Here is a 14,280-nt window from a genome sequence, read left to right as displayed (position 1 = left end):
GGCGGCGCGTCCGGACGCGCGGGGCCGCGGAGCCACGCTCGTCCTGACACCAAGCACCGGCCCGACGGCGCCGCGCACCAGGTGCGTCCGCGGGCTGGGAGAATGGTCGGGTGACGAACGGCCTCTTCGACCTGCCCGAGGGCACGCGTGTCCCACCCCGTCGGATCGTCCTGCTGACGGGGCCGTCGGGCTCGGGCAAGACGTCGCTCACCCGCCGCCTGGGCCTGCCGGTCGTCGAGCTCGACGACTTCTACCACGACGTCGACCACCCCGGGATGCCGCAGCGCTTCGGGATCGTCGACTGGGACTCCCCCGGGAGCTGGGACTCGGCGAGCGCCATGGACGCGCTGCTCGCGCTCGTCACGACGGGCCACTCGGACGTCCCGGTGTACGACATCCCCACGTCGCGCCGCACGGGCACGACGCATCTGGACGTGTCCGGGTCGCGCCTCGTGATCGCGGAGGGGATCTTCGCGGCCGAGCTCGTCGCGGCCTGCCAGGCCGAGGGCGTCCTGGCCGACGCGATCTGCCTGCGCAGGCCGCGGCTCATGACGTTCTGGTTCCGGCTGCTGCGCGACCTCGGGGAGTCGCGCAAGCCGCCCCTGACGCTGCTGCGCCGCGGCTGGGGGCTGCTGCGCGACGAGCCACGCCTGATCCAGGGCTGGGTCGACAAGGGCTGCCGTACGGCGTCGCCCGGTCAGGCCGAGCGGGACATCCGGGCGCTCCTCGCGGGCTGACGCGGCCCGCGAGGGCGAGCGACGCCGTCGGGACGGCGGCTCAGCCCAGGTGGACCGCGACCTGGTCGCCCTGCGGCAGGAGGCGCTCCTTGCTGCCGCGGATCAGCACGGCCGCGAGAACGGCACCCACGACCATCGTGACCGCGGTCGCGACGAACGCCGCCGAGTAGCCGTCGACGAACGCCGCGAGCCGTGACGCCTCGTCCGTGACGACGGCCCCGGCGACCGCTCCCACGTAGAGCGTCGTGAAGACGGACAGCCCGATCGAGCCGCCGATCTGCATCGAGGCGTTGACGGTCGCGCTCGCGGCCCCCGCGTCGTGCGGCTCGACCCCCGCGAGCGCGACGTTCTGCAGCGGCACCAGCACCAGGGCCATTCCCGCGCCCAGCACGAGGAGAGCCGGCAGGACCTCGACCGCGTACGACCCGTCCACCGTGATCCGGCTCAGGTAGGCGAGCGCCGCGGCGGCGACCAGCGGCCCGCCGATCATGAGGGGCCGGGGACCGAACCGCGCGAGGAGCTGGGTGACCACGGGCGCCAGGACGAGCGTCATGATCGTCATGGGCAGCGTGCCCATGCCGGCCTGCAGGGGCGAGAGGCCCATGACGATCTGCAGGTGGAGCGCGAGGTACAGGAGCGCACCGATCATGAGCGCACCGAAGATCGCCTGCAGCGCGAACGCGCCCGCGCGCACCTTGTTCGTCAGGACCCGCAGCGGCAGCAGCGGCTGCGCGACGCGCGACTCGATCCACACGAACAGCGCGAGGAGGACGACACCCGCTGCGAGGCACGCGATCGTCTCGGGCGCGGCCCAGCTGTGCTCGGCGAGCGTGAACCCGTAGACGAGCGAGCCGAGGCCGAGCACCACGACGACCGTCCCCAGGACGTCGTACCGGTTGTCCCCCTCCGCCTTGCTCTCACGGATCAGCACCTGGCCGGCGACCAGCGCGACCACCACGACGGGCACGTTGACCCACAGGCACCAGCGCCAGTCGGCGAACTCGGTCAGGGCACCGCCCAGCACCAGCCCGACGGCGGCGCCCACCCCCGCGACCGACCCGAAGACCGCGAAGGCCGTGTTCCGCTCCTTGCCGCGCGGGAACGAGACCGTGAGCAGCGCGAGCGCGGCCGGCGCGAGCAGTGCCGCGAACACGCCCTGGAGGCCGCGCATCGCGACGAGCTCGGTGCCGTTGCGCGCGAGCCCGGCGAGCAGGGACGCGACCCCGAACCCGACCATCCCGAGCAGGTAGGTGCGCTTGCGTCCCCAGTAGTCGGCGATGCGCCCGCCGAGGAGCAGGAGCGCGCCGAACGCGAGCGCATAGGCCGTGACGACCCACTGGCGCTCGGTGTCGGTCAGGCCCAGCTCGAGCTGGGCCTGCGGGAGGGCGATGTTGACGATCGTGCCGTCGAGCACGACCAGGAGCTGCGTGAGCGCGAGGATGACGAGGATCCACCAGCGACGGGGGCCGGTCGCGACCGGCGCGTCCGGCTCGACCGGTGCGGAGCCGTGGGGCTCGGCGGAGGGAGGGAGCACCTGGGCCGAGGGCGCAGAGGTGGAGGGAGAGGAGACGGGCATGACCGACCTTCGGGACGCAACGGGGATCGTGGGGTTTCCAGCCCGGATCGAGACGTGTCGCGAGATGCCGCAGACCGTTTCGACCGCCCCAACTACGAAGTCGGACAGACGGACCATCTTAACGTGTCCCGGCGTCAGCAACCGGTGTGAGGTCGCCCACGGCGCTCCGCGCCGGGGGCGGCATGCGCCCCGGGGTGAGCGGCGCCGTCGGGCCTCGGCGGCTCCCCGGCCGCTCTGCGGGCCCGGTGCTAGCGTGGAGACGCCTGATCCTCGCGGCCCTGCACCGCCGCCCGTCGCCGCCCGGCGACCACTCATGGACACCGCCGTCCACCCCACCGTCGCCCGAGCGAGGAGCTCCCATGGCCGACGAGACGATCTCCCGACGCGCACGCGACCTCGCGCGGTCCACCCCGTTCGACTTCTTGCTGGGCTTCTTCGCGCACGAGTACCCCGAGCGCCGAGCCCGCCCCGGGGTCCTCGACCTCACGTTCGGCAACCCGCACGACCCCGCCCCGACCGAGTACGTCGAGGCGCTGCGCGCGAGCGCGGTCCCGCGCGACGAGCACTGGTTCGGGTACAAGGTCAGCGAACCCGCCGCGCGGGCCGCGGCCGCGGAGTCCCTGCGTGGCGTGGTGGACCTGCCCTTCGAGCCCGACGACGTGCACCTCACCACGGGAGGCTTCACCGCGCTCGCCCTCGCGCTCAAGCTCGTGTGCGACCCGGGCGACGAGGTCGTCTACAGCGTGCCGCCCTGGTTCGCGTACGAGGTGATCGTGCGCGAGGCCGGGCTCGTGCCGGTCAAGGTGCCGGTCTCCCCCGAGACGTTCGACCTGGACCTCGACGCGATCGCCGACGCGATCACGCCGCGCACCCGGGTCGTGCTCGTCAACACGCCCAACAACCCGACCGGGCGCGTGTACCCCCTGGACGAGCTGCGCCGTCTGGCTGCTCTGCTCGACGAGGCGTCGGCGCTGAACGGGCGCCGCGTCTTCGTGGTGTCCGACGAGCCGTACCACCGGATCGTCTACGACGGCACGGAGTTCCACAGCCCCGCAGAGGTCTACCCGTGGACCCTGCTGGCCTACAGCTACGGCAAGACGCTGCTCGCGCCGGGGCAGCGCATCGGGTATCTCGCGGTCCCACCGACGCTGCCGGGGCGCGCGGAGCTGCGGCCCGCGATCGAGGCGCTCCAGATCGCGATCGGGTACGCGTTCCCCAACGCCGTCCTCCAGCACGCGCTGCCGCTCCTGGAGCGCATCCCGTTCGACGTCGCGCTCTACCAGCGCAAGCGCGACCTGATGGTCGCCGGGCTGCGCGACATCGGCTACGACCTGCACCGCCCCGAGGGCACGTTCTACCTCTTCCCCCGCTCCCCCGACCCCGACGACCGCGCCTTCGAAGCCCTCCTCGCCGAGCACGACGTCCTGGTCCTCGGCGGGAAGTACTTCGAGACGCCGGGCCGGTTCCGCATCTCGCTCACGGCGAGCATGGACACGCTCGAGGCGAGCCTGCCGCGCTTCGCGGCGGCGTTCGGCGAGGCGGGCTGAGCACCCGGGCCCCTCCCTGCCGCTCCTGGTGCTCCTGCCCGACGGCGTCGCTCGGGTCGCAGGGTGCGGCCGCGGGGAAGGTCGGGTCGGGTCGGGTCGTCGAGTGTGCAGTTCGGGCTGTCATCGGACGCTAGGAGCAGCCCGAACTGCACACTCGGCGAGCATCTCCCTCTGGACCGCGGGACCGGCCGGGGTGACCGGCGCGGCGGCGCGGCGTGCCGGGACGGGGCAGGGCGCCAGAGCGGGACGCCCTACGGCACCAAAGCCGTCCACAGGCGACGTCCGTGGTGGCTCGTCCACAGCCGGCGAACCGGCGCACCCACGTCTCAGGGCGACCGCGCAAAACTGCGCCATGCGCACCTCCCCCGTCCCCCGGCCGCTGCGAGGCGGACCGTTCCGGCGAAGCACCGCCCTGTCCTTGACGACCGCTTCCCGGCTCCGGGGTCCGGCCTACCGCGCTCTCCTGCGCGGAGTCCACCTGGATGCGACAGAACCTCTCGACCACGGCACGATGCTCCTCGCCGCGCGCGCGGCGCTGGGGCCGGATCCGGTCGTCTGCGGGCGCAGCGCGGCATGGTGCTGGGGAGCCCGCCAGATCGACGCGACCGACCCCGTCGAGGTAGTCGTCCCACCACCACGCCGGGTCAGGTCACGTGCCCAGCTGAGCGTGCGGTCCGCGACGATCGATCCGGACGACGTGTGTCGCCTGAGCGGCTACGGGCTGGTCACGTCGCCCGTGCGCACCATGCTCGACCTGGCGCGGCTCGAACCCGTCCACGTCGCCGTACCGCTGATCGACGCTCTGCTCGCGTGCTCCCGGTCCTCGGTCGACGAGGTCCTCGCGGCAGCGACGAGCCTCCGAGGCGGGCGGGGAGTTCGTAGCGTGCCCGACGTGCTCGCGCTGTGCGACGCCGGCGCGGAGTCCCCGCGTGAGACGGCGCTCCGGCTGCTCCTCGTCCTGGCCGGACTACCTCGGCCCGTCACCCAGCACGTGGTGCGCGACGCCAGCGGCCGGTTCGTCGCGCGCGTCGACCTGGCATGGCCACTGCGCAAGGTCGCCGTGGAGTACGACGGGGCACATCACGACGCCCCCGACCGCATCCGGCGCGACCGCGCGCGGCTCAACGCGCTGCGGCGGTGCGGGTGGACGGTGCTCGTCGTCGACCGTGCGCAGCTCCTCCGCCCGACGGACGTCGTCGCCCTGGTGCGCGATGTCCTGGAGGGGGCCGACCGCGCGTGACGCCGTGAGCGGCCGGGCCGGGTCGATGCGCGCGTCGAGCGTGCGGCGAGGGTGTCGCCAGGCGCTTGAGGCAACCCGAACTTCAGCCTCGGCGCGGCGCGCGCACGTGCCGACCACGGCCCCGAGGGCTACGGTCGGGGAAAACCGCTCGAAGAGGAGAGGTCCATGACCGGACTCGTCGCCACCGCCTCGATCCACATCGCCGCCCGCCCCGAACGCGTGTGGGCCGAGCTCGTCCACCCCTCCGCGACGTGGATGCTGGGGGCCAACGTCGAGACGGACTACCAGCCGGGCAGCACCATCACGTTCGAGGGCCAGTACCAGGGCAAGCACTTCGAGGACCACGGCACGGTGCTCGAGGTCGACCGGCCCCGCACCCTGCGCTTCACGCACTTCTCACCGAGCAGCGGCCTTCCGGACGTCCCGGAGAACCACCACGAGGTCGCGATCACGCTCGCCCCGGACCCCAAGGGCACGCGCGTGACGATCCGGCAGGACAACAACGACACCCCCGAGGCGGTCGAGCACTCCGAGGAGCTGTGGCGCTCGGCGCTCGCCTCGCTCGCGGGGCACGACTGACCTCGCCGGAGCCGACCCGGCGCCGTCCCGGGTCGGCCTGCGGGCCGGCGGCAGCCCGACGGCCACAGCCTCGGGCCCTGACGGTGCGCCCTTGCTCCGGGACGTCAGACCGCCGAAGCCGTGGCTCCCGCGCGCACGACGCTGACCGGGGTCGCGTTCATCAGGTTGTCCGCGACGCAGCAGCGTTCCTCGGCGGCCAGGAGGAGCGCGTCGATCTCCTCGGGGCTCGCGTCGGCGTCGACGTCGATCTCGAGCCGGATGCCCTGGAAGCCTGCCCGGTCCGGGGTCGGGCGTCCCATGAGTCGCTGGGGGTTGAGCGATCCCGTCGCCGTGACGCTCAGGCTCCGCACCTCGATGCCGCGTTCCTTGGCGACCATGTGGGTCGTGATGTTGAGGCAGCCGGCAAGCCCGGACAGGACGAGCTCGACAGGGTTGGGGCCGGTGTCGTCGCCGCCGAGCGACGCGGGTTCGTCGATCGTGACGGAGAAGTCCCTGATCTGGACGTCGAGGCGGGTCGGGGACTTCGCGGTGCCGGTGACCGTCGCGGTGTACTGGGGGGCCATGTGCCTGCCGTTCTCTTGAACTAATACGGATGTACCAGTTTCGCGCGGCAGGGCGCCCCGCCGTCAGGGACGTTGGTCCTGAACCCGCGGCCCTACGTCCCCGGACGCGCCCCTACGTCCCCCCGGACGCGCCGAAGGGCCCCGATCCGTGAGGATCGGGGCCCTTCGTGCCGGTCGGCGTCAGACGACCGGGGATCGACAGCCGGTGGCTGCCGGGAGGATCACTCCGCGCCGGCCTGCAGCTCGCCGGTCGGCGGGAGGTCGGCCGTCGAGATGCCCGCGGGAGCGTTGAGCGCTGCCGTCGCGGCGACGCTCACCGGGCCACGCTCGTGGTCGTCCTTGGAGACGCCGCGGAACGTGAACTCGCCCAGCAGGCCCTCGCCCTCGGCGTCGACCAGGACGATCTGACCGGCCTTGAGCTCGCCGAACAGGATCTTCTCGGACAGCACGTCCTCGATGTCCCGCTGGATCGCGCGACGCAGCGGACGAGCACCGAGGACCGGGTCGTAGCCCTTCTCGGCCAGCAGTGCCTTCGCGGCGGTCGTGAGCTCGATGCCCATGTCCTTGTCGCGCAGGCGCTTGTCCAGCTTGGCGATCATCAGGTCGACGATCTGGACGATCTCGGTCTGCGAGAGCTGCGGGAAGACCACCACGTCGTCGACGCGGTTGAGGAACTCCGGGCGGAAGTGCTGCTTCAGCTCGTCGTTCACCTTGGCCTTCATGCGGTCGTAGCTCGTCACGAGGTCACCGCCGGCGTTGAAGCCGGTCTGGAGACCCTTGGCGATGTCCCGCGTACCGAGGTTCGTGGTCATGATGATGACGGTGTTCTTGAAGTCCACCACGCGGCCCTGCGAGTCGGTCAGGCGACCGTCCTCGAGGATCTGCAGGAGCGAGTTGAAGATGTCGGCGTGCGCCTTCTCCACCTCGTCGAACAGGACCACGGAGAACGGACGGCGACGGACCTTCTCCGTCAGCTGGCCACCCTCGTCGTATCCGACGTAGCCGGGGGGCGAACCGAAGAGACGCGAGACCGTGTGCTTCTCCGAGAACTCGGACATGTCGAGCTGGATGAGCGCTTCCTCGTCCCCGAAGAGGAACTCGGCGAGCGCCTTGGCCAGCTCGGTCTTACCGACACCCGTGGGGCCGGCGAAGATGAACGAGCCACCCGGACGCTTGGGGTCCTTGAGGCCTGCACGCGTGCGGCGGATCGCCTGGGAGAGGGCCTTGATGGCCGTCTCCTGGCCGACGACGCGCTTGTGCAGCTCGTCCTCCATCTTCAGCAGGCGCGACGACTCCTGCTCGGTGAGCTTGAGCACCGGGATGCCGGTGGACATCGCGAGCACCTCGGCGATCAGGTCCTCGTCCACCTCGGCGACGGTGTCCAGGTCTCCGGCCTTCCAGGCCTTCTCCTTGTCCGCGCGCTGCTGCGTGAGCTGCTTCTCGGTGTCGCGCAGGCGCGCGGCCTTCTCGAAGTCCTGCTCGTCGATCGCGGACTCCTTGTCGCGACGCGCCTCGGCGATCTGCTCGTCGAGCTCCTTGAGCTCCGGCGGGGCGGTCATGCGACGGATGCGCAGGCGCGCACCGGCCTCGTCGACCAGGTCGATCGCCTTGTCCGGCAGGTACCGGTCGTTGATGTACCGGTCGGCCAGCGTCGCGGCGGCCACCAGCGCGGCGTCCGTGATGGACACGCGGTGGTGCGCCTCGTAGCGGTCGCGCAGACCCTTGAGGATCTCGATCGCGTGCGGCAGGCTCGGCTCCGAGACGAGGATCGGCTGGAAACGACGCTCCAGGGCCGGGTCCTTCTCGATGTGCTTGCGGTACTCGTCGAGCGTGGTCGCACCGATGGTCTGGAGCTCTCCACGGGCCAGCATCGGCTTGAGGATGCTCGCGGCGTCGATCGCGCCCTCGGCAGCACCCGCACCGACGAGCGTGTGGATCTCGTCGATGAACAGGATGATGTCGCCACGCGTGCGGATCTCCTTGAGGACCTTCTTCAGGCGCTCCTCGAAGTCACCGCGGTAGCGGGAACCGGCGACCAGGGCGCCGAGGTCCAGCGTGTAGAGCTGCTTGTCCTTGAGCGTCTCCGGCACGTCGCCGCGGACGATGTCCTGGGCGAGGCCCTCGACGACGGCCGTCTTGCCGACGCCCGGCTCACCGATCAGCACCGGGTTGTTCTTGGTGCGGCGCGAGAGAACCTGCATGACGCGCTCGATCTCCGAGGTGCGTCCGATGACGGGGTCGAGCTTGCCCTCGCGTGCGGCCTGCGTGAGGTTGCGGCCGAACTGGTCGAGCACGGCCGAGCCGGACGGCTGGCCCTCGGCGGGGCCGCCCGCAGCGACGGGCTCCTTGCCCTGGTACCCGGACAGCAGCTGGATGACCTGCTGGCGCACGCGGTTGAGGTCGGCACCCATCTTGGTGAGGACCTGGGCTGCGACACCCTCTCCCTCACGGATGAGCCCGAGCAGGATGTGCTCGGTGCCGATGTAGTTGTGGCCGAGCTGAAGGGCCTCGCGGAGCGAGAGCTCCAGGACCTTCTTGGCGCGCGGCGTGAACGGGATGTGCCCGCTGGGGGCCTGCTGGCCCTCGCCGATGATCTCGGTGACCTGCGAGCGCACACCGTCGAGGGAGATGTTGAGCGACTCCAGCGCCTTGGCTGCGACTCCCTCTCCCTCGTGGATGAGGCCGAGCAGGATGTGCTCGGTGCCGATGTAGTTGTGGTTGAGCATCCGTGCCTCTTCTTGGGCAAGGACGACGACCCGACGGGCTCGGTCGGTAAATCTCTCGAACATGTGCTGCTCCTCACGAGCGGCGTACACCCGCACCGGTGGTGCTCAGGCCTGACCGCAACGACTCTATCCGGGACCAACGGGGCCGACCCCACGGATATGCCCTTGTTCGCCAGGGGCGTGACGAGGGGCTCGCTCCGTGACCTTCGGCAGGACCGTGACCGGTGTCCGGAGGCTGTCCGTTCCGCCCGTCGGTGACCGTTAGGCGAGGTGGGGATGACCGAAACGCGAGGTCAGGGCACCACGGCCGTCGCGGTGCCCGTCCCGAGGGCGACCGACGCGACGGACCCGGCCACCTCGGACGTCTGCGGCAGCACGAGCGCCACGACCGCCACCAGAACGCTCGCCACGACCTCGCCCATCCCGAACTGCAGGGGCTTCGCTGCGGTGCGCGGCACCCAGACCGCCCGCACCGTGAGCCCGGCGAACAGCACCCCGGCGGGCCACCACACGAGCCCTGCCGCCGCGAGGGCGGCGGACGCGACCACGCCGGCCGCCAGGTGGTAGACCACCGACGCGACGAGGTAGGAGCGCTCGCCGCGCTCCCGGATCAGCGTCTTGACGTAGAGGATCGTCCCCGCGAAGTAGGCCAGCACGAGCACGAACAGCGCCCCCACCTGGGGCCACCCGATCCCCGCGACTCCCGTGACGCCGTCGGGCAGGGGCGCGTCCGGCCACCCGCCCAGCCACGCCGTGCCCGGCCACCCACCCGGCACCGGGTCCACGCCCGCCGCGAACGCGACCGGCAGCATGAGGCACGCCGCGAGCACCGTGGCGCCGTCGTTGAGCAGCGAGCGCTCGCTGCGTCGGTACGAGCTCCACAGGCTCACCGCGACGAGCGGGAGGAAGAGCGGCACCCACGCGAGGAGGTCGGGTCGCACGAGCAGGACCGCGACGGCTGGGACGACCGTCGCGATCCCGTACGCCCGCACGGGCGGCCACCAGCGCGCCTTGAACCGCGACTTGAGCCACAGGCCCGTCGCGAAGAACGCGAAGTACCCGACGAACCACAGCACGGCGAGCGGCACGTGCACCCACGCCGGCCCGCCGAGGAAGATCCCGACCAGCAGCGGCACCGCGAGCATCGCCCAGGCGCCGTGCTGGTCGGGCACCCAGCCGGGGCCGCGGCGTCGTCGACGCCTCGTGGGACGCCGCTCAGGCTGCGTGCTCCCCTGGGTCATGCCCCGAGGTTGGCACGCGTCGTCGCAGACCAGGGCGTCGTCCCGGCGGGCGGACCACACGTTCCGCCGACCGGACTCACCCGCTCCCGACGTGCGCGACGGACGCGCCGCCACCATCGTTGACCCCAGGACGCCACAGGGGCAGTCTCGAGGCAGGGGCACGCGCCAGTCCGAGGGAGGACGATGCACAAGCCGGACGAACCAGCAGGAGCCCACGAGTCGTGGGAGCAGATCGTCGCGCGCTTCGCCCGCTTCAGCGGTGTCGTCGGCGAGATCACGGACCCGCTCACGTGGGGCCTGGACCTCGAGGAGGAGACCGTCACCGGGACGGGCGCCGGGGACGACGACCGCGACCCGACCGAGGAGCGCTTCCTGCGCGCCTACGTGTCGTTCGTCGGCGAGGCGGTCGACGTCGAGACTCTCCGTGTCGGGACGGACGACCCGCAGCAGATCGAGGACATCGTGCGTGCGGCGCTGAGCGGTGCGCTCGCCGCACCCCTGCACAACGACGCCCCCGACGGCACCGAGGGGCCGACGGGCGCGGACTTCGCCGACGCCTACCAGGACTACCGCTCCGCGATGCGGGCCATCGTCGAGGAGGTCGACCAGGCGCCTCTCCAGCACACGGCCTTCGTGGTCGACGACGTCTCGCACCCGTGCGTCCGGGTCGCCGTCCGGGCGACCGTCGCGGTGTACGTGCCCCTCGCCGACCGGGCCGTGATCGTGTCCGGGCCGACCGACCTCGTGGACCGCGTGGACATCTCCACGGCCCCGATCCGCAACCTCCTGCACGGCGACGACGGGCCTCGTTTCTAAGGCCCTGGCACGGTCCGGGCGATGCTGACGGCCCCTCGTGATCAAGCAGACACGCCCAGGCGTGACGTGGCTCGCGGGAACGGCCAAGATGGAGGTGCGGACGGTGCGCAGGAGCCCCGGCTGGTCGTCGAACGAGAGAGCAGGTGACGTCGATGAGTGACGTGGTCGTCGGTGTGGACGGATCGGCCCGGTCCCAGGAAGCCCTCGACTGGGCGCTCGTCGAGGCGGGTTCGCGGGGTGTGCCGCTCACGGCGGTCCTCGCCTGGGAACCGTCCTGGAAGGACGGTCCTCGTCCCTCGGAGCCGGCCGACTTCAGCCATCTCGCGGACCTCAAGCAGGACCAGGTCCTGACCCTCCTGGACGAGGCCCGGCACCGCACGGGGGTCGACGCGGTCACGCACGCGGAGCAGGTCCAGGGCTCGGCGGCCACCGCGCTGCTGGCCCGCGCGGAGCACTCGGAGATGCTCGTGGTGGGCAGCCGTGGGCTGGGTCGGCTGGGTCGGCTCGTGCTGGGCTCGGTGTCGTCGGCCGTCGTCCAGGGCGCGACGCAGGTCCCGGTGACGGTCGTGCGGTCCGCCGGTGACGACGAGACGGACGACGCCGGAGCCCCTGCCGCGGCCGACGCGCCCCCGCGTGTCGTGGTGGGGGTGGACGGCTCGCGCACGTCGGTGCACGCGCTGCGTCACGGGCTCGAGGTCGCCCGCCGCAGGGGCTCGGTCCTGGACGCGGTGTTCTGCTGGCAGATCGTCACGCTGGCCCCGCTGCCCGACTCGTGGGGCTGGACCCCGCCCATCGACGACTACGAGAAGTTCGCCGGCGAGCAGCTCGACCGTGCGCTCGAGGCTGCGGGCGTGGACCTGCCCGAGGACCAGGTCCGCCGCAGCGTCGTGCACGCCCACCCTGCGAAGGGGCTCCTCGAGGCGTCGGAGGGCGCCGAGCGCCTGGTCGTCGGCAACCGGGGTACGGGCGGGTTCGACCGCCTCCTCCTGGGCTCGGTGAGCCGGCAGGCCGTCGAGTACGCGACGTGCCCGGTGACCGTGGTCCGGCGCCCGGCCGACTAGCGCCGACTAGCTGGGTAGCGGGCCGATCGTGAACGTCGACGTCACGCTCGGCCCGCCCGCGCCGGTCGCGCGGTCGACGTAGCGCAGCCCGAGCGTGTGCTCGCCCGGCGCGAGCCCTGAGGCGACGAGGCCGAGCGGCCTGCCCGTCATCGTGTGCGTGTTGCCCGTCGACCGCCCGTCGAGGAACGCCTCGGTCGTGAGCCCGGCGCGTCCGTCGATCCGCACCGTGATCGACGGCGCCCAGTCGACGACGTCGCCGTCCACGGGGGCGAGGATCGAGGGCAGCAGGAACGTGAACGGCCCCGGGACGTTCGTGGCCTCGGAGGTCGTGCCGTTGCGCTCCTGCGTCACGGTGAGCGTCTCCCACACGGTCGCACTGCCCGACGGCGTCGCTCGCCACGTGCCGTCGGGTGCGACGTCCGCGCTGGCGACGACGGCAGAGGCTCCGCGGCCGGTCGCCGAGATCGTGACCGTCGCACCGGGCTCGCCCGTGCCCGAGAGCTCGGGCAGGTAGACCAGCTCGCCCGCGGGCGGGGCGACCAGGGTCGGCGCGCCGAGCTCCGGGTCGACGGGGGTCTCCGGGTCGACGGGGGTCTCCGGGTCGACAGGGGTCTCCGGGTCGACAGGAGTCTCGGGACTCGGCGGAGGCACCGGCGCAGGGTCCACGGGCGGCCCGGACGGTGGCACCACCGGAACGGCTGGAACCGGTGCCGGGACGACCGAGGTCGTCGCGCGACCGGTCCCCGCCCCCCGGGACGGGAGGTCCGCCGCGGTGCCCTCGTCCTGGCCCGCAGCAGGTGCCGGCACCGGCAGCACCTCGTCCGGGACCGTCGTGGGATCTGTCGGGTCCGCCCCCGGCACGAGGGCCAGCCCGTCGTCCGACGGGGCCTGGGACGCCCCGTCGGACGAGTTCTCGGGGCTCGGTCCTGAGTGCTCCGCCACGACGGGCGGGGTGGCTCCCCACGGCTGCGCGACCGCGACCGCACCGACCGCGACGGCGACTCCGGCGGTGACGAGAGCGAGGATCGCCCCGCCCGAGAGCCCGGAGGCCGCGGCCGCCCCCGTGACCCCGGCACCTGCGGCCCCCACCGGGACATTGCTCGCGGCCCCGCCCGCGGACCCGGTCGACCCACCGCCCGCTCCACCACCGGACCCGCCCGCAGTGCCCTCGGCGCCCGCGACACCCAGGGCGAGGTCCGCCGTCGGGTCGATGAAGACGCCCTTGGCCGGGACGAACCCCGCTCCCCCGAGCGCCGCCGAGGTACCGCCCAGGACTGCCGGGACGCCCAGCACCAGCGGGACGAGCAGGAGTCCCAGCCGCGAGGCGACCTGGTCGACCTCGTCGACCAGGATCGAGCACGGCAAGCACCCCGTGAGGTGCTCCTCGAAACGGTCCTTGTTCCGCGCGCTCAGGGCGCCGCGGTTGTAGTCGCCCATCTGCTCCGCGGCCCAGCGGCACTCGTCGGAGACCGCGGCCGTGTTGACGTGGGCCTGGAGCCAGGAGCGGCGCAACCCCTCGCGTGCCCGGTAGGCCAGGGCCGAGACCGACCCCGCGCTGAGGCCGAGCAGCGGCGCGACCTCGCGAGCCTCCATGCCCTCGACCTCGGTGTACCAGAGCACGGCCTGCCACCGTGCGGGCAGCGCCTTGAAGGCCGTGACCGTGACCGACCCCTCGACCACGACGTCGGCCATGTCGACCGGGTCGGCCACCTCGGGCACCTGGTCGACCGAGATCGGGTCCGGCGCGTGCGACCACGTGATCGCGACGCTGCGCACCGTCTGGTAGAGGTAGGGGCGGAAGGGGCCGGTCGGTCCGTTGCCCGCCTGGATCGCGCGCAGGATGCGCAGGAAGGACTCCTGGACCAGGTCGTCCGGGTCGAACGACGACGTGACGCGGCGCGCCGCACCGCGTCCGGCCCCCGAGTGGCGCGACCACAGGACCGCGTACGCGTCCTGCGAGCCACCGCGGACGGCGTCGACCAGCTCCTCGTCGGCCAAGGCCCGGAGGTCGGTCTCGCTCGTCGTCGACATGGGTGGGTCCTTCCGCGGCGTGCCCGAGGGTCGGGCGTGAAGCGCCTGTCAGGGGAAGAGACACGATCCTGAGGCGATCATGACGCGAACGTGACGCGTCTCACCGCGCCGCCGGGGAGCCTCGGCGTGTCATCGGTGCGCGCCCCGCCCCACCGCACTCGGC

11 protein-coding genes are annotated in these 14,280 nt (G+C 72.5%); 6 read left to right on the top strand and 5 right to left on the bottom strand.

The genetic code is table 11. The features are described from left to right. The first annotated feature begins 110 nt into the window (after nt 1-110). A complete protein-coding gene (locus H9640_RS18675; RefSeq protein ID WP_191792278.1) occupies nt 111-737 on the top strand; it encodes a uridine kinase family protein in 627 nt (208 codons plus the stop codon). 40 nt (nt 738-777) lie between these two features. Here the strand turns inward: H9640_RS18675 and H9640_RS18670 are convergent, their stop codons facing one another. After that, on the bottom strand, nt 778-2,313 hold the full coding sequence (locus H9640_RS18670; RefSeq protein WP_191792277.1) for an MFS transporter: 1,536 nt from the start codon (nt 2,311-2,313) through the stop codon (nt 778-780). Between the two features lie 359 nt (nt 2,314-2,672). Between H9640_RS18670 and H9640_RS18665 the strand changes: the two genes are divergently transcribed. The 3 genes from H9640_RS18665 (at nt 2,673) to H9640_RS18655 (ending at nt 5,679) form a co-directional block, all read left to right on the top strand. After that, nucleotides 2,673-3,860 (top strand): aminotransferase class I/II-fold pyridoxal phosphate-dependent enzyme, encoded by a 1,188-nt coding sequence (locus H9640_RS18665; RefSeq protein WP_191792276.1) that lies wholly within the window; start codon nt 2,673-2,675, stop codon nt 3,858-3,860. Nucleotides 3,861-4,212: 352 nt separating this feature from the next. Further along, complete coding sequence (locus H9640_RS18660) at nt 4,213-5,100, top strand: endonuclease domain-containing protein (RefSeq protein WP_191792275.1); 888 nt, start codon at nt 4,213-4,215, stop codon at nt 5,098-5,100. A gap of 165 nt (nt 5,101-5,265) precedes the next feature. After that, entirely contained in the window at nt 5,266-5,679 is a 414-nt protein-coding gene (locus H9640_RS18655) for an SRPBCC family protein (protein ID WP_191792274.1), read from the top strand. A gap of 104 nt (nt 5,680-5,783) precedes the next feature. Here the strand turns inward: H9640_RS18655 and H9640_RS18650 are convergent, their stop codons facing one another. The 3 genes from H9640_RS18650 to H9640_RS18640 all read right to left on the bottom strand — a co-directional run bounded on the left by H9640_RS18650 (nt 5,784) and on the right by H9640_RS18640 (nt 10,209). Continuing rightward, on the bottom strand, nt 5,784-6,242 hold the full coding sequence (locus tag H9640_RS18650; protein ID WP_191792273.1) for an OsmC family protein: 459 nt from the start codon (nt 6,240-6,242) through the stop codon (nt 5,784-5,786). A 221-nt stretch (nt 6,243-6,463) separates the two neighbouring features. Then, nucleotides 6,464-9,031, bottom strand: coding sequence for an ATP-dependent Clp protease ATP-binding subunit (locus tag H9640_RS18645; protein WP_138825941.1), 2,568 nt, complete (start codon nt 9,029-9,031; stop codon nt 6,464-6,466). A 230-nt stretch (nt 9,032-9,261) separates the two neighbouring features. Further along, nucleotides 9,262-10,209 (bottom strand): YwiC-like family protein, encoded by a 948-nt coding sequence (locus H9640_RS18640; RefSeq protein ID WP_191792272.1) that lies wholly within the window; start codon nt 10,207-10,209, stop codon nt 9,262-9,264. 183 nt (nt 10,210-10,392) lie between these two features. Between H9640_RS18640 and H9640_RS18635 the strand changes: the two genes are divergently transcribed. Together H9640_RS18635 and H9640_RS18630 are read left to right on the top strand one after the other, a co-directional pair. After that, a complete protein-coding gene (locus tag H9640_RS18635) occupies nt 10,393-11,025 on the top strand; it encodes a hypothetical protein (RefSeq protein ID WP_191792271.1) in 633 nt (210 codons plus the stop codon). Between the two features lie 152 nt (nt 11,026-11,177). Further along, nucleotides 11,178-12,086 carry a universal stress protein gene (locus tag H9640_RS18630; RefSeq protein WP_191792270.1) on the top strand — a complete coding sequence of 303 codons (909 nt, stop codon included), beginning with the start codon at nt 11,178-11,180 and terminating at the stop codon, nt 12,084-12,086. Between the two features lie 6 nt (nt 12,087-12,092). Here H9640_RS18630 and H9640_RS18625 read toward each other — a convergent pair whose 3' ends face one another. Next, a complete protein-coding gene (locus H9640_RS18625) occupies nt 12,093-14,117 on the bottom strand; it encodes a sigma-70 family RNA polymerase sigma factor (protein ID WP_191792269.1) in 2,025 nt (674 codons plus the stop codon). Nucleotides 14,118-14,280: the final 163 nt, after the last annotated feature.

The sequence above is a fragment of the Oerskovia gallyi genome (genome assembly GCF_014836745.1).
GTDB lineage: Bacteria > Actinomycetota > Actinomycetes > Actinomycetales > Cellulomonadaceae > Oerskovia > Oerskovia paurometabola.
The sequence above is the reverse complement of the archived record's forward strand: the minus strand, read 5'-3'. Positions and strand labels throughout refer to the sequence as shown.